Raw genomic sequence first — 18,069 nt, 5'->3', positions numbered from 1 at the left:
ATGCGATGGATGGGGATGTGGACGCTAATCCTGGCCGCGGGGTGTGACGGCATCGACCTGCGCCGGCTCGTCGAGCAGCACGCGGCGCGCACCCGCGTGGCCAACGAGCCCTCGGGCCCAAACTGCGAGTACGGAGGGAAGGCCGTGCACTCGGGGCTGGACCTGGATGACGACGGCGTGCTCGACGACAACGAGGTGACGGGCACCGAGTACATCTGCGCCACGCTCTCGCCGGGCGTCCTGGTGCGCACCCGGCAGCTTCCTCCTGGCGAGCCCTGTGCGCTGGGCGGGCAGCGCACCCTGGCGGGGACGGACCTGGATGGAGACGGCCTCCTCTCGGATGACGAGGTGACGCGCGAGGTCCACGGCTGCATGGAGCCGGCGCCTGTCGTCGCCCGCGTCCGCCCGCTGCTGACCCACCCCTTCGTCTGCCGGTACGACAACGCGCTCATGGAGGCCGGCGTGGACCTCAATGGGAATGGCGTGCTCGATGAGGACGAGCTCCGGGCGGCTGCCCGCTTCTGCGCGGACCCCGTGGTGACGCTGCTGCGCCAGCGGCCAGAGCCCGCGGGCCCGAACTGCACCACCGGCGGCACCTGGGTGGAGGCAGGCGTGGACGACAACCGGAACACGGTGCTCGACGACGCCGAAATCCGCGCGTCCGCCTACGTGTGCCAGCTGTCGGCGACCCATGACGGGACGTATGCGGTGGAGGACGTGGCCGACCTGGAGGCGCTGAAGTCCCTCACCAGCATCCGCGGCGACCTCAACATCGAGCACACGGAAGTCACGGCGGTGGTGCTGCCCGGCCTCGTCTGGGTGGAGGGCGCGCTGAACATCCAAGGCAACCCGGGGCTGATGCAGGTGGACCTGTCGGGGCTCCGCTACGTCGGGGGGACGTTGAGCATCAGGGGCGGCGACCAGCTCAGCGAGCTGCGCATCGGACCGCAGACGCCGGAGGCGCTTCCGCCCGTTCGCGTCCACAGCCTGACGCTCAACTCGCTCCCTGGCTTGTCGACCCTGAGCGGCCTGACCGCCGTGGCGCCCCGCTTCGACCTCACCCTGTGGAACACCGGTGCCCTGTGGAGCCCTGGCATGTTCCCCCACGTCCAGGTGCTGTCGGGCACGCTCACCGTCCACCAGAACGCCGCGCTGGAGAAGCTGCCGCTGTCCCAGTTGGCCCAGGTGGATGGGAGCTTCATGATTTCGGCCAACCCGATGCTCCAGTCCCTGGAGGGCATGGGCCTGCTGACGAGGATTGGCGGCGTGCTCGACATCTCCAGCAACAACGCCCTCACGCACCTCTCCGGCCTGGAGCACCTGGCGCTCGTGGAGGACCGCGTCAACGTGATGAACAACGCCCGGCTCCAGGAGGTCCGCTTCGATGCCCTCTCCGAAACCGGCGCGCTCGCCGTGGCGGGCAACGCGGTGCTGGAGCAGGTGGGCCCGATGCCGTCGCTGCGCCGAGTGCACGGGGACGTCGTCCTGGAGGAGAACCCGCGGCTGCTGCGCGCGACGGACCTGCCAGCGCTCCAGAGCATGGGCGGCGCCCTGTTCATCAACCTCAACCCGACGCTGACGGACCTGTCCGGCTTCCAGCAGGTGACGTGGATGCGCAGCCTCTCCGTCACGGGCAACGCCGCGCTGGAGCACCTGGGGAGCCTGGGCTCGCTCCACAGCGTGGGCAGCCTGGAGGTGCGGGAGAACCCGGCGATGACGGCGCTGAACCTGGACGCACTCGCGCGTGTGCGCGACGCGTTCATCGTCACGGACAACGCCCGGCTCCCGTCATGCTGGGCCACGATGCTCGCGGACGCTGTCTACACCGGGCCGGCGGAGGAGCGCCTCATCGGGAACAACGACAGCGTCACGCCTTGCCACCTCTAGGCTGGCCGGAAGCGCGCGGCCCGGGACGGTGCTTGCCCGTGTGGGAAGCGCGGTCCTACAGTGCCGGCCTTCACCAAGGCCGCCATGACGACCCCGAGTCCACCGGCGTCGAGTGAGTCCGCTTCACCGGCGCTCGCCCCGACTCCGCCCACCCCCACCGTTGCGCCTTCTCCTTCAGCCGCGAGCCGGTGGGCGCCCGTGGGCGCCGCGCTGGGCGGACTGGCGTGGTTCCTCTGGCTCGGCGGTGGAAAGGCGATTCCGCCCACGCGCCTCGACTGGCTGATGCGCGAGGACTGGGCCTGCGCCACCATGGGCTGGCTCTTCTACCGCAACGCACCTTGGCGACTGCCCCTCACGAGCTCGCCCAACCAGCTCTTCCCCCATGGGACGTCCGTCGCGCTCACGGATGGCAATCCCCTGCTGGCGGTGCTGTTCAAGCCCTTCGACGCGCTGCTGCCCGCTGACTTCCAGTACCACGGCCTCTGGCTGGCGCTGTGCTTCGCGCTGATGGGGTGGTTCGGCGCGAAGCTCGTGTCCGTCGCCTCCTCCCGGCCCACACACCAGGTCCTGGGGGGCCTGCTGCTGGCGCTCGCCCCTCCCATGGCGGCCCGCCTGGGCCACATCGCGCTGTGCGCGCACTGGATGCTGGTGGCCATGATGTGGCTCCACCTGCGCGACGCGCCGGATGCGCGCGCGGCGAAGCGGAGCCTCTGGCTGGCCGCGGCCTTGTGTGCCCTGGGCTCGGGCATCCACCCCTACCTCGTGGCCATGCTCGTCCCCCTCGCCATGGCCCTGGCCGTGAAGCTGGCCCTGGCCCGCGTCATCACCTGGGGACGCGCGTTGCTGGCCTCCGCGGGCATCGTCGTGCTGGACGTGCTCGTCTTCGCCCTCTTCGGCTACTTCCTCGGCAGCACCCTGGGCGCGGAGGGCTTCGGCCAGTTCTCCGCGGACCTGACCGCGCTGTTCAATCCGACGGACTGGTCGCGGCTCTTGCCCTCCCTGCCCGTGGCGCGGCGGCAGGCCGAAGGCTTCGGCTATGTGGGCGCGGGGGCGCTGCTGCTCGTGGGGCTCTCCGTCGTGGGCGCGGCGCTTCGCTTCCGCGTTGTGCGGGACGTGCCCTGGCGGCGGGGCCTGCCCTTCGCGGTGGCGGTGCTGCTGCTGGCCCTCTACGCGCTGTCCTCCCGGGTGACGTGGACGGGCCGGCTGGTGGTGGACCTGGGCGGACTGTACGAGCCCTTCTCGCGGCTGACCTCCGCGTTCCGCGCGTCCGGGCGCTTCATCTGGCCGCTGTGCTACGCGGTGATGGGCGGCGCCGTCCTCCTGTGGCTTCGACAGTGGCGCGAGCGCGCCTGGGTGGGGACGGCGGTGCTCGCGCTGGCCGTCGCGGTGCAGGCCTACGACGTGCGCCAGGACAAGAGCGAGCTGCGCCGACGTCCAGACGGCTTCCGGCGGCTCCAGGCCCCGGAGTGGGCGGAGCTGAAGGGCCACTACCAGCACCTGGCCCTCTTCCCACCGCAGGTGCAGTGGGTGTGTCCCTACAACGAGCCGCTGGTCAACGCGGCGGGGTACATGGCCTACCGGCTGGGCCTCACCTTCAACAGCGGCTACGTCACCCGGACCCCGCCGTCGATCGCGGAGGCGTGCAACGCCACCATGCGCCCTGGCGGCGTGGACGGGGACACAGTGTACGTCGTGGTGCGCCAGCAGGTGGGCGCCTTCCTCCGGGCGGGCGCCCGCTGCGGGATGCTGGAGGGGTTGCCGGTGTGCGTGGCCGGGCAGCGGAGCGACGCCTTTGCTCAGGCGTTGACGCGGCAACCGTTGCGATAGCGCGGGGCCCCGCCGAATCCAATGGACTCCCTGGCGGGGACAGGCAGCATCCCGGCGTATGGGAAGTGACGACATCGTCGCGGCGTTGCGCCAGGTTCCGCTGTTCGCCCGGCTCACCGCGGAGCAGCTCCGCTGGATGGCGGACCATGGGCGTCAACTCCACTTCCCCGCCGGCGCGCGCATCGCCGAGCAAGGCGCCTCCGCGGATGGACTGTCCGTCATCCTGGAGGGCCGCACGCAGTGGAGCCGCGACACCAACACGGAGAGCGCGCCCACCTTCACGCTGGAGGCCGGTGACCTCTTCGGCGAGCTCATCCTCTTCCTGAACGCGCCCTACCCCCACAGCGGCGACGCGGTGACGAACGTGCGCCTGTTCCGGATGGAGCCGGCCACCTTCTGGGAGCTGCTGCGGCTGGCGCCCGGACTCAGCCGGGGACTGATGGAGCTGGCCTCGCAGCGCACCGAGCAGCAGGCACAGGATGTCCGTCCGCAGGCGGAGCTGCTCCCCGTGGGACGCATGGCGGCCGAGCTGGGCGCCGAGCTTGGCAGCCCCGCAGCCGCGGCCCGTCGGAGCGCGACCCGGCTGGGCGAGCTGATGGCCACGGTGTCCGCGCGCGCCATGGCCCTGGGTGAGCACGGCCTGTCCCTGCCCCAGCGCGGCGTCCTGCTGGCCCTGCCCCGGGAAGCGGCGGAGCGCGGGCGGAGCTCTCCGCCGCTGGAGCCCCTGGCCCGCGCGCAGCGCGAGGAGGCGCTGGGCTCCTGGCTGGAGGCGCGCGGCGTGGCGGACGCGTGGGAGGCGGCGCCCGCGCTGGTGGCCTCCGGGCTGGACGTCGCGTGGCTGGAGTCAGTGGCGACGCGCGTGGGCGGGGCGCTGCTGGGCGACGTGCTCGCGTGGCTGGTGGTGGCGGTGAGCTGCGACGTGCTCATGGCGGAGGTGGCGCGCGGAACGGCGCGCGTGTCCGCGCTCGTCGACGGCGTGAAGGCCTATGCCTTCATGGACCCGGTGCCGCGTGAGGACGTGGATGTCCACGAAGGACTGGAGCACGCGCTGGCGGCGCTGGGCCACCGGCTGCGCGGAGAGCACCTCACGGTGGAGCGCGAGTTCGACCCGAGCCTGCCCCGGCTGAAGGCGGAAGGCATCGCGCTCGATGAGCTGTGGACGCAGCTGGTGCTCAACGCGCTGGAGGCCCTGGGCGAGCGCGGAGGCCGCGTGCGGCTGCGCACCTGGAAGGAGGGCGCGCACGTGGTCGTCGAAATCTCCGACGACGGGCCGGGCATTCCCAAGGACCTGCAGCCGCGCATCTTCGAGCCCTTCTTCAGCACGAAGCCCCATGCGGCGGGCATGGGCCTGGATGTCTGCCGGCGCATCGTCGAGCGCCATGGCGGCGACCTGTGCGTGCGCGCCGAACAGGGCGGCACCCGCATCCAGGTGCGCTTGCCGGTGTAGCCAGCACACGCTGGGTCGCGGTGGATGTCACGCCCCCCTGGCGCGAATCGTGGCTAGGGTGCATGCGCCCGATGTTCATAGGGCCCACACCCCACGAATGAGGAACGCACGATGCCCGAGGTCAAGACACCGGAGATGGGGACGCCTGTCTGGATGGACCTGATGACGCCGGACCTGGAGAAGGCCCGCGCCTTCTATGGCCCGCTGCTGGGCTGGTCGTTCGTCGTTGGCACCCAGGACACGCACTTCTACACGATGTGCCAGGTGAACGGCCTCAACGCCGCTGGCATGGGCCAGAAGCCGCCTGACCTGGCCGCGCCCTCGGCGTGGACGCTCTACTTCGGCGTGGAGGACATCGACGCCACGGCCGCGCTCGTCCAGAAGCATGGCGGCCAGGTGGGCATGGGCCCCATGGACGTGTTCGACCAGGGACGGCTCGCCATCTGCACGGACCCCACCGGCGCGCACTTCGGTCTGTGGCAGCCCCTGGAGCATCGGGGCGCGCAACTCGAACACGAGCCCGGCGCCATGACGTGGCGCGAGGTGAACACGCGCGACGCCGCCAAGGCCATCGCCTTCTACTCCGCCCTCTTCGGCTTCGAGGCGAAGAAGCTCGAGGGCATGGGCGACATGCAGTACTGGACCCTGCACAAGGGCAAGACGGCGGTGGGCGGCGTCCTGCAGATGGGCGAGAGCTGGCCCGCCGAGGTGCCCGCTCACTGGCTGAGCTACTTCGCGGTGGCGGATGCAGACGTGGCGGTGCGGCAGGTGACTGAGCTGGGCGGCAAGGTGCTCCAGCCTCCCGAGGACTCGCCCTACGGCCGCCTCGCCGTCGTCGCCGACCCCGCGGGCGCGACCTTCGTCGTCATCAAGCTGTCCGAAACGTCCCCGGAGATGTAGCCCGCGTAGCCGCGGCGCTCAGGCCTTCGCGCCGAGCGCCGCCACCGCCGCTGCCATCACCTGCTTCACCGGGACGCCCGCGGCCTCCGCCACCTGGCGACAGTCCTCGAACTCCGGGTGGGCGTTGAGCACCGCGCCCTGGCGCAGCCCGCGCTTCACGCGGACCTGCCCCCACGGCGTCTCCACCTCCACCCAGTCCCGCTCCAGCGCCTGACGCTCCACGCGGTGGTAGCGCACGCCCAGCGTGGTGGACTCGCGCAGCACCACGTCCACGAGGGCTTCGCGCGTGCAGCCCTCCACCAGCGCGCTCAGCAGGTGCCCCGGCCGGCTCTTCTTCATCACCACCGGCGTCACCCACGCGTCCAGCGCGCCCACCGCGAGCAGCCGCTCCAGCAGATACCCCAGGAGCTGCGGCGTGGCGTCGTCCAGGTTGGCCTCCACCACCCAGAGCCCTTCGTTGCCGGCCTGCTCCAGCCGGCCCAGCGACGCGCGCAGCACGTTGGGCCGGTCCTTGAAGTCCTTCGTTCCAACGCCGTAGCCCACCTTCTCCACGATGAAGTCCGGCGGGTGGCCGATGTGCGCCAGCACCTTGAGCAGCGCCGCGCCCGTGGGCGTCGTCAGCTCGCCCACGCCTTCGAAGCGCACGGGCACGTCACGCAGCAACTCCAGCGTCGCGGGCACGGGGATGGGCATGGCGCCGTGGGCCACGCGGATGGTGCCGCTGCCCAGCGGCGGCGGCGCCGCGTGGACCTCTGGGTTGCCCAAGAGCTCCAGCACCACCGCCGCGCCGCAGATGTCGACGATGGAGTCCACCGCGCCCACTTCATGGAAGTGGATGTCGTCGATGGACACGCCGTGGACCTTCGCCTCCGCCTCGCCGATGGCGCGGAACACCGCCAGCGCCCGCTCCTTCGCGCGCGGGGGCAGCGTGTCCGCCGCTTCGATGAGGCGCCGGATGTCCGCGTAGGCGCGGTGCGGGTGGGCCTCGCGCGCCTCCAGCACGACGTCCAGGTGCGTGCCGCTGATGGCGTGGCGCACCGCGCGGCTCACCGCCAGCTTCCAGCCCGGGACGCGCAGGCCCGACAGCGCGCGCTCCAGGTCGGCCGGCGCGATGCCCAGGTCCAGGCCCGCCGCCAGGAACATGTCCCCGGCGATGCCGCCCACCGGCTCCAGGTAGAGGATGCGTCGCATGGTGCTCACCTGCGTCCCTTCGTGCGGGAGATGAGGGCGGCGTAGAAGCCACCGCCGAAGCCGTTGTCGATGTTCACCGTGGCCACGTTGGAGGCGCACGAGTTCACCATGGCCAACAGCGCGGACACGCCCTTGAAGTTGGCGCCGTAGCCCACCGACGTGGGCACCGCGACCACGGGGATGCCCACCAGCCCGCCCAGCGCGCTGGCCAGCGCGCCCTCCATGCCCGCCACCACCACGGCGGCGTGGCACTCCTGGATTTCCTCGCGGCGCCGCAGCAGCCGGTGGATGCCGGCCACGCCCACGTCGTAGACGCGCCGCACCTCCGCGCCCATGGCCTCGGCCGTCGTGGCCGCCTCCTCCGCCACGGGGATGTCGCTGGTGCCCGCCGTCACCACGGCCACGCGGCCCGCCCGCACCTTGCCCTGCTTGAGATGGAAGATGCGCGCCACCGGGTGGTACTGGCCCTTGGGGAAGCGCGCCACCAGCGCCTCCGCCTTGTCCGGCTGGAGCCGCGTCACCAGCACCGTCTGCTTGCGCTCCACCAGCGCCCCGACGATGCCCAGGAGCTGCTCCACTGTCTTGGGCTCACCCAGCACCACCTCCGGGAAGCCGAAGCGCAGGTTGCGGTGCGTGTCGAGCGTCGCGTACCCCAGCTCCGCGAAGGGCAGGTCCTTCAACTTGCCCACCGCGTCGTCCACGGAGACGCGGCCGGACTTCACGCTGCCCAGGAGCTGCTTCAGCGCCTTTTCATCCATGGGCGCCCGTGTAGCCTGAAACGGGCTACACGCCCAGCCGCGCCAGCAGGTCGCGGATGCTGTCCCGCGCCAGCACCAACAGCAGCTGTCCACCCACCGGCGGCGCCGCGGCCGCGAGGAAGCGGGCCTCCAGCACCACCACGCTGCTGGCGTCGCCCTCCACCTGCCCCACCGCGTCGGACACCGCGTCCCGCGCGCCGCCTCGCCGCACCGTGGGCACCGTGGGCACCAGCCTCCAGCCCGTCAGCCGGCCCATGGCGGACAGGCAGGCGCTGGCGACGATGTTCGCCGTCTCCGCCACCACGCTGTCCCGCTCGGCCTGATGAAGCGCCGTCTGTCCTTCCAGGAGCAGCGCCTCCAGCGCGGCGCTGTCCTCCTGGGGCAGCACCAGCAACAGGACACCCCGCAGCCCGCCCTGGATGCCCAGGCTCCCGGACACCACCGGCGCGGCGCCGCCCAGCAGCTCGGCGGCGTCGGAGGGGCCTGTCAGCACCACGCGGGGGATGGAGAGGTCCACCTTGCGCCCCCCCATCAACCGGGAGAGGGCATTGGCCGCGTGGCCACAACCAATGTTGGCCACCTCGCGCAGGGCGTCGAGTTGCGCGTCGCTGGGGAGGGGCTGGCTCACGCGGACAGTAACCTCGGCACGTCCAGGATGAACACCGGACGCCCACTTCCCAGAATGGTGACGCCGGACAGGCCGGGCAGCAAGTCCAGGGGCCGAGACAGCGGCTTGAGCACCACTTCCTCCTGTCCCAACAGGCGGTCCACCTCCAGGGCCACCCGCCCGGAATCCCCGTCCATCACCACGAAAGGCCGGGTTCCCTGCCTCTGCGGGGCAGGGACGCCCACCAGCGCATCCAACGCGTGGACCGGCAGCAGTGAATTGCCGTGAGGCAGCAGGGCCGTCTCGCGGCTGCGGCTGAGCGACTCCCCGTCCGCCTCCGTCGCCCCCACCACCTTGGCGATGGGCAGGCCGAAGACCTCCTCGCCCACCTCCACCAGCAGCAGGTGCACCACGGCGACTGTCAGTGGAAGGCGCAGGGTGAAGCGGGTGCCCCGGCCTCGCTCGCTGTCGATTTCGAGCGTGCCGCCGACGTTCTCCACCACGCGCTTCACCGCGTCCATGCCCACGCCGCGGCCGGAGATGTCGGTGATGTCCTTGGCGGTGGAGACGCCCGGAAGGCACGACAGCATGAAGGCCTCGCGGTCCGTCATGCGCGCCGCGGCCTCCGCCGAGAGCAGGCCCCGCGACACCGCGGCGTTCTTCAGCTTCGCGGGGTCCATGCCGCGGCCGTCGTCCTCCAGCTCGATGATGACGCGGTCCCTGGCGCGCTTCACCGCCACCAGCACCCGCCCCCGGGGGCCCTTCTTCGCGGCGGCGCGGTCCTCCGGCGCCTCCAGGCCGTGGTCGATGCAGTTGCGCAGCAGGTGGAGCAGCGGGTCCGCCAGCTCCTCGAGGATGGCCCGGTCCAGCTCGATTTCCGCGCCGGTGATGACCAGGTCGACCTCGCGCTCCTTGCGGCGGGCGATGTCACGCGCCGCTCGGGGCAGCCGGTCGGTGATGAGAGACAGCGGCGTCATGCGCGCCGTCATCACCTTGTCGTGCAGGTCCTTCACCAGCGTGTGCAGCCGGTAGACGCCCTCCTCCAGCGCGGGGCGCGTGTTCTCCGGCAGCACCTTGCCCACCTCGCGCAGGCGGGCCGTGGCGAGCATCAGCTCACCCACCGTGTCCAGGAAGTAGTCGAGGAGCTCCGTGCGCACGCGCACCGTGCGCGACGCCGTGTCCGCGGGCGCGCGGACGCCGTCGGGGACGGGCACCAGGGCGGGCTGCACCACGGGCGCGGCCACCGCGGGCTTCACCGAGAGGACCTCCACCTCGGCCACGTTCTTCAGCGCCGCGTGGATGCCCGCTTCGCCCGCCGGGGTCTCCAGCTCCAGTTGGATGTTGCCGTCTGGGATGCGGCCGGCCTTCAGCTCCTCCAGCGCGGGCCGGAGGTCCACCAACGTGCCCAGGTTGGTGAGGCGCTTGTGGACGAGGAAGGCGCGCACGCCGGGCACCTGGCAGGTGGGCGCGATGCGCAGGCGCACCGCCCAACGCTGGGCCAGCGTCTCCGGGAGCGGCGCGCCGGCCGCGGCCTTCAGGGAGTTGGCAAGGTCGGGCGACGGTGCCGCGGCACCGGGCGCGTCCGAGGCCCGGCGCGCGGACAGCGGCAGCACCACGCCTCCGGTGGTTCCGTCCGGGGATGGGGGAGCGCTGGAGGTGGTGGAGGCACCGGAGTCGCTGGCCACGCCTGGGCTGGCACTGCGTTCCCCGGTGCCCGCGCCTCCGTCGACGCCGCTCCCCGCAGCTCCGCCACCTTGCGTTGAGCCGGGACTGGCACCGGCGCCTGTGGGGCCCGAGCCGCTTCCGGCTCCGCCGCTCGTGCTGCCACCGGGGCTTGCGCCGCCAGCTCCGCCCGTGGGGCTCGAGCCACCGCCAGCTCCGCCCGAACCATCCGAGCCGGTGCCCGAGCCACCGCCAGCTCCGCCCGTGGGGCCCGAGCCACCAGAGCCAGGCCCCGAGCCTCCGCCGGCGCCCGACCCGCCCGAGCCATCCGAGCCCGTGCCATCCGGGCCGCCGCCCTCCGGCTTCAGCGCCGTCACCTTCGCGACGCGCGTGGCGGCCGGGGCGTGGCCCGTCATGGTGGTGACGCGCTGGCTGAGCTGCGTCAGGAGCGCGGCGGAGTCATCCGGCGGCTTGCCCTCCGCCACCGCGCGCACCTGCGCGAGCATGGTGTCGGCGGCGGTGAGCAGCAGGTCCACCAGGTCGCGGTCCAGGCGGCCGCGGTCCTGACGGACGGCGTCCACGAGGTCCTCCACGCGGTGCGCCACGATGGCGATGGGCTCGAAGCCCATGGACGACGCCATGCCCTTGACCGAGTGGGCATGGCGGAACATCGAATCCACCGCGCTGGACGAGCTCTCGCGCTCGAGCTCCACGAGGTCACGCCCGAGCGCCTCCAGGTGGTCGGTCGCCTCGGAGATGAAGAGCCCGAGGTAGCGGGACATGTCCATCGTCATGGACCCGGCCTCGTGTCAGGAAGGGTGGACGGCCCGCGCCAGGGCGCAGCCGCTCACGTCTCGCCCAGGACCTTCTTCACCACGGCCAGCACATCCTCGGCCCGGAACGGCTTGACGATGAAGTCCGAGGCACCCGCCTCGATGGCCTCCATCACCAGGCTCTCCTGGCCAAGCGCGGAGCACATGATGACCACCGCGCTGCTGTCCGCCTTGATGATTTCCCGAGTGGCCTCGATGCCGCTCTTGAAGGGCATGACGATGTCCATCGTCGTGAGGTCGGGCTTGAGCTCCTTGTACTTCTCCACGGCCTCCAGGCCGTTGGCCGCCTCGCCGACGACCTCGAACCCCCCAGACGCAAAGATGTCCTTGATCATGTTGCGCATGAAGATGGCATCGTCGACGACCAGGACCCGCTTAGCCATGTGAAGAACTCCGCCTCCGAATCACCTAGAGGAGCGCGGACACTAGCATCCGCGCTTTCCAGGGGGCTACTCACTTGGAATGGGTGAACAAGGCAACCACCGCGGCGTCCAACCCCTCTGGGTCCAGGACCGTCACTCCCAGGCCACCCAGCCTGGCGACGCCCCGGATGGCAGGCGTCATTTTTCCTGGCGCCGTGCTCACCCGCTCCACCGCTTCGATGCCGTCTACGTCCGTCACCAACAGTCCCAGGTCTCTCCGCCCTCGGTCCAGTAGAACCACCCGTCCGGGCGGGGTAGGACCCTCGGGGAGACTCAGGAGCTGCCGCAGCTCTACCACCGTCACGACCCGGCCGCGCAGATTCATTACGCCTGTAATGGCCAGTGGCGCACGCGGCACGCGGGTGAAGCGCTCGGGAGGCACGACGACCTCCCGCACCGCCGAGAGCGGCAGCCCGTAACGCTCCTTCTCCACCCGGAAGATGACGTGCCGCACAGGAGTAACGTTCTATCCGCTCTGGAATCAGCGGGACGAACCCGCCGCGCCCCGCTTCGCCGTGGAGGTCTTCTTCGCGCCGGCCCGCACCTTGGGACCTTCGCGCGCCGGGGCCGGCTTCGCCACGGATTTCTTCCCACCCGCCGCCGCCTTGCCCGGTGCGGGCTGCTTTCCGGCCCCGAGGGTCAGCGCCTTGAGCACCTTCTGGGGCGCCACGGCGCGGAAGCTCTCGTGAATCCACTGGGACAAGAGCCCGGTGGGGACCTCGCTGCCCGGCTTGAAGCGGGCGGACACCCAGCCGCTCTTGCCCAGGCCGTAGCCGGTGGGCTCGGTGAAGGGCAGCGTGAGCGCGGCCTCGTGGGACTCGGGGAGCTTGGTGGTGACCCCCAGCCCGTCGTTGTCCAGCGCGAGGATGACGAACATCTTCCCCTTCACCTTGGCCGTGCGGTGGCCCCAGGGGAACTCCTCGGTCGTCTCGGGGAGCGCGAGCATCACCCCGCGCAGGTGGGCCTCCGCGGCCTTCAGCTTCGCGTCGACGTTGTCCGAGGGCGGCTGGCTCATGAGCCCAGGCGGAAGCTGCGCACGACGCTCTGCAGCTCGACGGAGAGGTTGGTCAGCTCACTGGCCAGCGACGTCATCCGGGACACGGCGGCCGTCTGCTCCTGGATGACCGCCTGGATGGCCTCTGTGGAGGAGGCGTTGTTGCGCGCCACCAGCTTGATTTCCTCGATGGCCTTCACCATCTCCTCGCTGCCCTTGAGCTGCTCGCGGGCGCTCTCGGAGATGAGGTGCACCTTCTCGGAGCCCTTGCGGATGGTGTCGGTGATGGCGCCCATGGAGCGCACGATGTTGGTCAGGTCCTCGCGGCCCTCGGCCAGCTCCGCGATGCCTTCCTTCATGGCGCTCACGACGGAGGTGGACTGCCCGGAGATGTCGCGCGCCAGCTTGGAGATCTGCTCGGCGGAGCGGCCCGCGCTCTCAGCCAGCTTGCGCACCTCATCGGCCACCACCGCGAAGCCGCGGCCGTACTCACCCGCGCGCGCCGCTTCAATCGTCGCGTTGAGCGCCAGCAGGTTCGTCTGCTGCGCCACCTGCGTAATCGCGTCGACGATCTTGGAGATTTCCTGCGTCTTCTCGCCGAAGGCGAACACCTGCTGGCTGGCGGACTCGATGCGGTTGAAGACCTTCTTCACCTTCTCGCCGGCCAGCCGCGCCGCCTTGGAGCCGTCCTCGGCCGCGCTGCTCGTCTCCGCCGTCGTCCTCGCCGCGTCCTCGGCGCTGGCCGTGGTGCGCTGGATGCTCCCGGCCATCTCCGTGATGACCTTGGACGCCTTCGACACGAGCTGCGACTGCGACTCGGCGCCGCCGGCGATCTTCTCCATCGACGAGCCCACCTCCTCGGTGGAGCCGTTGACGTTCTCCGCCGAGCGCTGGAGGTCGATGGCGGTGTCGGCCACGCTCTTGGCCGTCTCCTGAATCTTGCCCACCAGCTCGCGCAGGTTCTCCTGCATGCGGGTGATGGCGCCCGTCAGCTCGTCGATTTCGTCGCGCGTGCTGCCGCCCTCGGCGGCCACCGGCTTGGACAGGTCGCCCTGCGAGATTTCGTACGCGGAGCGGCTGAGCACCTTCACGCGGGTGACGCGCGCCAGCCACGAAGGCAGCAGCGCGGCGGCGGCCCCGGTGATGATGATGGCGACGCCAATGCGCACCGCGTCCCTCCCCCCGACGCTGAGCTCGGGGAAGAGGAAGTCGATGAGGCGGTCCGACGCGTACATCCACGCCGTCAGCGCCAGCCCCATCAAGACGTAGCCGTTGAGGATCTTCCGGTGAAGGGACCGCTCGCGGGTCGCGCGAGGGCCGTCCACGGCGCGCAGCAATCGCTGCAGGGGCTCGCGGCGGGGAGTGTGTCCGGGGACTGTGTCGTCGCGGAGGGGACGGCGCACGGGTTGCTTTCGGGGGATGAGAAGCGTCTCGGGTTTAGCCTTGCTGCTCCGCAGGGTCAATCCATCGCCCGAGGTCGGAAGTGGTCGAACCCCTCTGGCGGTGGGAGAACGCGGCCTGTCCTGTCCCGGCTCACCCACCCGCGTCCCTCTGTGAAGTGGCCGATGCGGGTGATGGCGTGTCCCCCTGTAGCGCACGCGCGCTCGAATGCCCGGCTGCGTCCCGGGGGAACGGCCAGCAGCAGCTCGTAGTCCTCGCCCCCCGCCAGCGCCCCTTCAGGCCCCAGCGCCTCGCGCACCGCGGCCGACAGCGGCAGCCGCTCCACCTCCAGCTCCGCGCGCACGCCCGAGGCGGTGCAGAGATGACCCAGGTCTTGTGCAAGTCCGTCGGAAACATCCAGCGCGGCGGATGCATGGCGCGCGGCGAGCAGGCCCAGCGCCACGCGAGGCTCGGGGCGGCGCTGACGGCGCACCGCCGCGCCCCGGCGCAGCCCCGCGCGCAGCTGCGCAAGGCCCAGGCGCGCGTCGCCCAGCGTGCCGGAGACATAGAGGAGGTCCCCGGGCCGGGCCCCCGCGCGGGTGAGGGGCGCGCGTGACAGCTCGCCCGCGGCGGTGATGGTGACGGACAGCTCGCGCGCGGAGGTGAAGTTGCCACCCACCAGCGCAATCCGGTGGGCGGTGGCCAGCGCGGCCATGCCGCGCGCCAGGCCCGTGAGCTCCCGGAGCGGGTAGTCCTTGGGCAGCGCGAGCGCGCATACGAACCAGCGCGGCGTGGCCCCCATGGACGCCAGGTCCGACAGGTTCACCGCCAGCGCCTTGTGGCCGATGTCCGCGGGGGAGAACGCGGCGCGCGTGAAGTGCACGTCCTCCACCACCGCGTCCGTGGTGACGCACTGCGCGCCCCGGGAGGGGGGCAGCACCGCGCAGTCGTCCCCGGGCCCCACCGGCACGCGCGCGGCGGGGAAGCGCGCGAGGAACCGACGAATGAAATCGAACTCACCAGCCATGGACACGGAGGAAAGACCAGACGGCGTGTCAGGGCAACGACACTTTTCAGCACCTTGGGCAGACGCATCATTTTCGCGCCATTCCCAGACAACGTAAGGACTGGGTCTTCCATCTCCCGGGGGGAGTTCATGCCAAAGATTGGCGAGCGGCTGCCTTTCGTTTCCACGCCCCAAACCCAGACGCGCCCCGCGGGCACGAAGGACGTCAGCACCCAGCAGTGGGTGGACCTGCTCGGCTCCGTCCTTCCAACGCAAAGCGTGACGAAGGCGGCCCCCGCGAGCGCCTTCGCCGCCCAGGCCCCGGGGACGGGTACCCCGCAGCCCCCTTTCGGCAAGGAGATTCTCCCCTCCGCCCTGGGCCCGCTCAGGGATGAGCGCCTGGCGGCCTGCGTCGCCGACGCCTACCGGAATGTCTTCGAGGGCGACCGCTGGCCGAGCGGTCCCGAGCGCTCCAAGTGGTTGGACTTCGCACGGGAGCTCCGCAACAAGAACCCGAAAATCACCGCCGATGAGGTCCGCTACGCCATCCAGGACAAGCTGCGCCTGGAGCGGGACGGGCTGGACGCCCATTCGCCGGCGAACACCGACAGGTTCATCTCCGAGGCCATCGCGTGGGTCACCCAGTGCTACGACGAGAAGGCGCCCCCTCCCACTGAGGCGGACATGCGGCACTGGCGCGACTTCGCCGCCGACCTGATGCGCAAGAATCCGGAGACGACCCCGGAGGAGCTCAAGTACGCCATCATCGACGCCGTCCGGGCGAAGGTGCTGGGGACGGACGCGGTGACGCCGAAGAACATCGACAAGTTCATCAAGGACGCCGTCAAGTGGGTCACCCAGTGCTACGAGGGCAAGGAGCGCGAGGCCACGCCCGCGGAGCTGAAGGAGTGGCGCGCCTTCGCCCAGGAGCAGCTGAAGAAGAACCCAGACATCACGCCCGAGAACCTCAAGTACGCCATCACCGACGCCATGCGCGCGAAGATGACGGGGACGGGCGAGGCGACTCCGAAGAACATCGACAAGTTCATCGAGGACGGCGTCAAGTGGGTCACCCAGTGCTACGAGGGCAAGGAGCGCAAACCCACCGCCGCGGAGCTGGCGCACTGGCGCGACTTCGCCCGGAAGCACCAGAAGGCGAACCCGGACCTCACGCCCGAGGAGCTCAAGTACGCCATCCAGGACGCCATCCGCGTGAAGGCGACGGGCATGGACGGCACGGGCAGCGCCAACATCGACAAGTTCATCCAGGACGCCGTCAAGTGGGTGACCTTCTGCTACGAGGGGCAGGAGCGCGACGCCACGCCCGAGGAGCTGCGGCGCTGGCGCGCCTTCGCCAACGAGAAGAAGAAGGAGAACAAGGACATCTCCCCGGAGGAGCTCAAGTACGCCATCCAGGACGCGATGCGCAGCGAGAAGATGGGGACCAACGCTCCCGCCAAGCAAAGCATCGAAGACCACATCAGGGCGGCCTACGGCTGGCTCATCTACATCAATTATGCCGGGCCCTCTCAGCCGTCGAGCGAGCCGACGCCCAACGAGCTGAACGAGTGGAAGAAGTTCGCCGAGAAGAAGTTGAAGGAGACGCCTGAGATGACGAGCGAGGAGCTCCGGTACTACCTCCTGGACAGCCTCCGCACCGCCATGGCCAACAGTTGACGGCGACGGCCCCCCGCGCTCGCCATCAGAGCGAGCGCAGGAAGGCCACCAGCGCGTCGCGCTCTGCCTTGCTCAAGGCCTTGAAGCGCGCGCGGGCACGAGCGCCCTCGCCCCCGTGCCAGAGGATGGCCTCCTCGAAGCCGCGCGCGCGGCCGTCATGGAGCATCCGCACCTGCCGGTTCACCGTCTCCAGCAGACCCAGCCCCCACAACGGCGGCGTCCGCCACTCGGAGCCGCTCGCTTCACCGTCGGGGCGGCCGTCCGCCAGCTCCGGCCCCATGTCGTGCAGCAGCAGGTCCGTGTACGGGCGGATGCGTTGGTTCGACAGCTCGGGGATGTCCTCGACCGTCCCCGTGGTGAACTCCGCGTGGTGGCACGCCGCGCAGCCCGTCTTCTGGAAGAGCGCTCGCCCCTTCACCACCGCCGGCTCCGCGACGCTCCGGCTCGCGGGAGGCGCAATCAGGCGCAGGTAAAGCACCGTCTGCGCCAACTGCTGCTCCGACAAAGCGGGCCCCTTGGCGGGCGGCGGCGCCTGGCAGGGCGCCTGCGCCTGTGTGCAGTTGCGCTCGGGATAGAGCGGTGACGTCAGCCCCAGGTCCTCTGAGAAGGCGCTGGCGGCCTGCTGCTCCAGCGTGGGCTGGTTGGCCTTCCAGCCATAGCGGCCCAGTCGAACCGCGCCATCCCGGGCGGTCCGCACCCGGTTCGGACGGCCGGAGATGCCATCCCCGTCACGGTCCTTCGCATCCGCCCGCGCCAGGATGGCCTTGTCGGGGATGGCCTCCAGCAAGCCGAGCCCGAACACAGGCGCGGGAATGCGCGGCGAGAGCATCACCTGGGAAGACAGCTTCCCGTACCCCAGTCGAGCGATGTCGTAGCGCGGCTGTCGTAGCGTGTAGGGCGTCCCGTCCGCGTACTTCCCCTTCACGTCCGTATAGGTGACCTGGACCTCGCCCTCGGCGGCGACGCCAGGAATGGCGCGGTCATGGAGCTGGCCACCGTAGACGGGCTCGTGGCGCCCCGCGGGCGAGTCCTCCGAAGGCACGCTCAAGCGGACGAGCAGCGGCGCCTCGGGGCCCAGCTCCCGCAGGGGCCGCCCACGGCCATCCTTGAAGTGGCAGGAGCCACACCCCGTGGCATTCGAGAAGGGGCCCGCCGTCACGTCCGCCAGGGCGTACCAGTCCCGCATGAACACCGCCTTGCCGTCGAGCATGGGCTGCCAGCGCGCGGGGTCCAGGTTGCCCAGCGCACGGCCATAGGCATTCGGCGTGACGTCGAAGACCGTCGTCGCCCCACCCGAGAGCGCGTCGCGCGCGCGCGGCGCCGCATGGGACGGACCGGCGGCGAGCAGGAGGGCCCCACACCACCCAAACGCCTTCGCGCCCAGCAAGCGCCAGGAATGACGGAACATGGCTCGCCTCATGAAGAACGGCTGGAAGCGGACGGCAGGCCCACCTCCAGCCGGGGAGACACTTCAATGA

15 protein-coding genes are annotated in these 18,069 nt (G+C 70.9%); 5 read left to right on the top strand and 10 right to left on the bottom strand.

Features of this window, described 5'->3' with window-relative positions:
* The first annotated feature begins 15 nt into the window (after positions 1-15).
* The 4 genes from HV826_RS03940 (at position 16) to HV826_RS03925 (ending at position 6,061) form a co-directional block, all read left to right on the top strand.
* A complete protein-coding gene (locus HV826_RS03940; protein WP_255217028.1) occupies positions 16-1,887 on the top strand; it encodes a hypothetical protein in 1,872 nt (623 codons plus the stop codon).
* 198 nt (positions 1,888-2,085) lie between these two features.
* Entirely contained in the window at positions 2,086-3,714 is a 1,629-nt protein-coding gene (locus HV826_RS03935; RefSeq protein ID WP_368670831.1) for a DUF6311 domain-containing protein, read from the top strand.
* A 58-nt stretch (positions 3,715-3,772) separates the two neighbouring features.
* Positions 3,773-5,161: an ATP-binding protein gene (locus HV826_RS03930; RefSeq protein ID WP_176415657.1), complete on the top strand. Its 1,389-nt coding sequence runs from the start codon at positions 3,773-3,775 to the stop codon at positions 5,159-5,161.
* Between the two features lie 111 nt (positions 5,162-5,272).
* Entirely contained in the window at positions 5,273-6,061 is a 789-nt protein-coding gene (locus tag HV826_RS03925) for a VOC family protein (RefSeq protein ID WP_176415656.1), read from the top strand.
* An 18-nt stretch (positions 6,062-6,079) separates the two neighbouring features.
* Here HV826_RS03925 and larC read toward each other — a convergent pair whose 3' ends face one another.
* From larC to thiL, 9 genes are all read right to left on the bottom strand, one after another.
* A complete protein-coding gene (gene larC / locus HV826_RS03920; RefSeq protein WP_176415655.1) occupies positions 6,080-7,252 on the bottom strand; it encodes a nickel pincer cofactor biosynthesis protein LarC in 1,173 nt (390 codons plus the stop codon).
* Between the two features lie 5 nt (positions 7,253-7,257).
* Positions 7,258-8,010, bottom strand: a complete 753-nt coding sequence (gene larB / locus HV826_RS03915) for a nickel pincer cofactor biosynthesis protein LarB (RefSeq protein WP_176415654.1) — start codon at positions 8,008-8,010, stop codon at positions 7,258-7,260.
* Positions 8,011-8,035: 25 nt separating this feature from the next.
* Positions 8,036-8,638, bottom strand: coding sequence for a chemotaxis protein CheC (locus tag HV826_RS03910; protein WP_176415653.1), 603 nt, complete (start codon positions 8,636-8,638; stop codon positions 8,036-8,038).
* Complete coding sequence (locus HV826_RS03905; protein ID WP_176415652.1) at positions 8,635-11,073, bottom strand: chemotaxis protein CheA; 2,439 nt, start codon at positions 11,071-11,073, stop codon at positions 8,635-8,637. The genes HV826_RS03910 and HV826_RS03905 overlap by 4 nt, the downstream gene beginning before the upstream one ends.
* 53 nt (positions 11,074-11,126) lie before the next feature.
* Complete coding sequence (locus HV826_RS03900) at positions 11,127-11,495, bottom strand: response regulator (protein WP_011556618.1); 369 nt, start codon at positions 11,493-11,495, stop codon at positions 11,127-11,129.
* Between the two features lie 70 nt (positions 11,496-11,565).
* A complete protein-coding gene (locus HV826_RS03895) occupies positions 11,566-11,988 on the bottom strand; it encodes a chemotaxis protein CheW (protein WP_011556619.1) in 423 nt (140 codons plus the stop codon).
* Between the two features lie 27 nt (positions 11,989-12,015).
* Positions 12,016-12,549 carry an MmcQ/YjbR family DNA-binding protein gene (locus HV826_RS03890; protein ID WP_176415651.1) on the bottom strand — a complete coding sequence of 178 codons (534 nt, stop codon included), beginning with the start codon at positions 12,547-12,549 and terminating at the stop codon, positions 12,016-12,018.
* Positions 12,546-13,931, bottom strand: a complete 1,386-nt coding sequence (locus tag HV826_RS03885; protein ID WP_176415650.1) for a HAMP domain-containing methyl-accepting chemotaxis protein — start codon at positions 13,929-13,931, stop codon at positions 12,546-12,548. Before HV826_RS03885 ends, HV826_RS03890 begins: the two co-directional genes overlap by 4 nt.
* A gap of 56 nt (positions 13,932-13,987) precedes the next feature.
* Positions 13,988-14,935 carry a thiamine-phosphate kinase gene (thiL, locus tag HV826_RS03880; protein ID WP_176415749.1) on the bottom strand — a complete coding sequence of 316 codons (948 nt, stop codon included), beginning with the start codon at positions 14,933-14,935 and terminating at the stop codon, positions 13,988-13,990.
* A gap of 129 nt (positions 14,936-15,064) precedes the next feature.
* Here thiL and HV826_RS03875 point away from each other — a divergent pair, with 129 nt between their 5' ends.
* Positions 15,065-16,591, top strand: a complete 1,527-nt coding sequence (locus HV826_RS03875; protein ID WP_176415649.1) for a hypothetical protein — start codon at positions 15,065-15,067, stop codon at positions 16,589-16,591.
* A 25-nt stretch (positions 16,592-16,616) separates the two neighbouring features.
* Here HV826_RS03875 and HV826_RS03870 read toward each other — a convergent pair whose 3' ends face one another.
* Positions 16,617-17,999, bottom strand: coding sequence for a di-heme oxidoredictase family protein (locus HV826_RS03870; RefSeq protein WP_176415648.1), 1,383 nt, complete (start codon positions 17,997-17,999; stop codon positions 16,617-16,619).
* Positions 18,000-18,069 lie beyond the last annotated feature (70 nt).

It is taken from the genome of Myxococcus sp. AM010, from assembly GCF_013372585.1.
Classification (GTDB): Bacteria; Myxococcota; Myxococcia; order Myxococcales; family Myxococcaceae; genus Myxococcus; species Myxococcus vastator.
This window is presented reverse-complemented; position numbering and strand designations above follow the sequence as displayed.

Coding starts and splice junctions, on each gene's coding strand:
- HV826_RS03925 (WP_176415656.1), top strand. CDS start 5,273: ATGCCCGAGGTCAAGACACCGGAGATGGGGACGCCTGTCTGGATGGAC.
- HV826_RS03940 (WP_255217028.1), top strand. CDS start 16: ATGTGGACGCTAATCCTGGCCGCGGGGTGTGACGGCATCGACCTGCGC.
- thiL (WP_176415749.1), bottom strand. CDS start 14,935: ATGGCTGGTGAGTTCGATTTCATTCGTCGGTTCCTCGCGCGCTTCCCC.
- HV826_RS03875 (WP_176415649.1), top strand. CDS start 15,065: ATGCCAAAGATTGGCGAGCGGCTGCCTTTCGTTTCCACGCCCCAAACC.
- HV826_RS03905 (WP_176415652.1), bottom strand. CDS start 11,073: ATGACGATGGACATGTCCCGCTACCTCGGGCTCTTCATCTCCGAGGCG.
- HV826_RS03870 (WP_176415648.1), bottom strand. CDS start 17,999: ATGTTCCGTCATTCCTGGCGCTTGCTGGGCGCGAAGGCGTTTGGGTGG.
- larC (WP_176415655.1), bottom strand. CDS start 7,252: ATGCGACGCATCCTCTACCTGGAGCCGGTGGGCGGCATCGCCGGGGAC.
- HV826_RS03900 (WP_011556618.1), bottom strand. CDS start 11,495: ATGGCTAAGCGGGTCCTGGTCGTCGACGATGCCATCTTCATGCGCAAC.
- HV826_RS03890 (WP_176415651.1), bottom strand. CDS start 12,549: ATGAGCCAGCCGCCCTCGGACAACGTCGACGCGAAGCTGAAGGCCGCG.
- larB (WP_176415654.1), bottom strand. CDS start 8,010: ATGGATGAAAAGGCGCTGAAGCAGCTCCTGGGCAGCGTGAAGTCCGGC.
- HV826_RS03930 (WP_176415657.1), top strand. CDS start 3,773: ATGGGAAGTGACGACATCGTCGCGGCGTTGCGCCAGGTTCCGCTGTTC.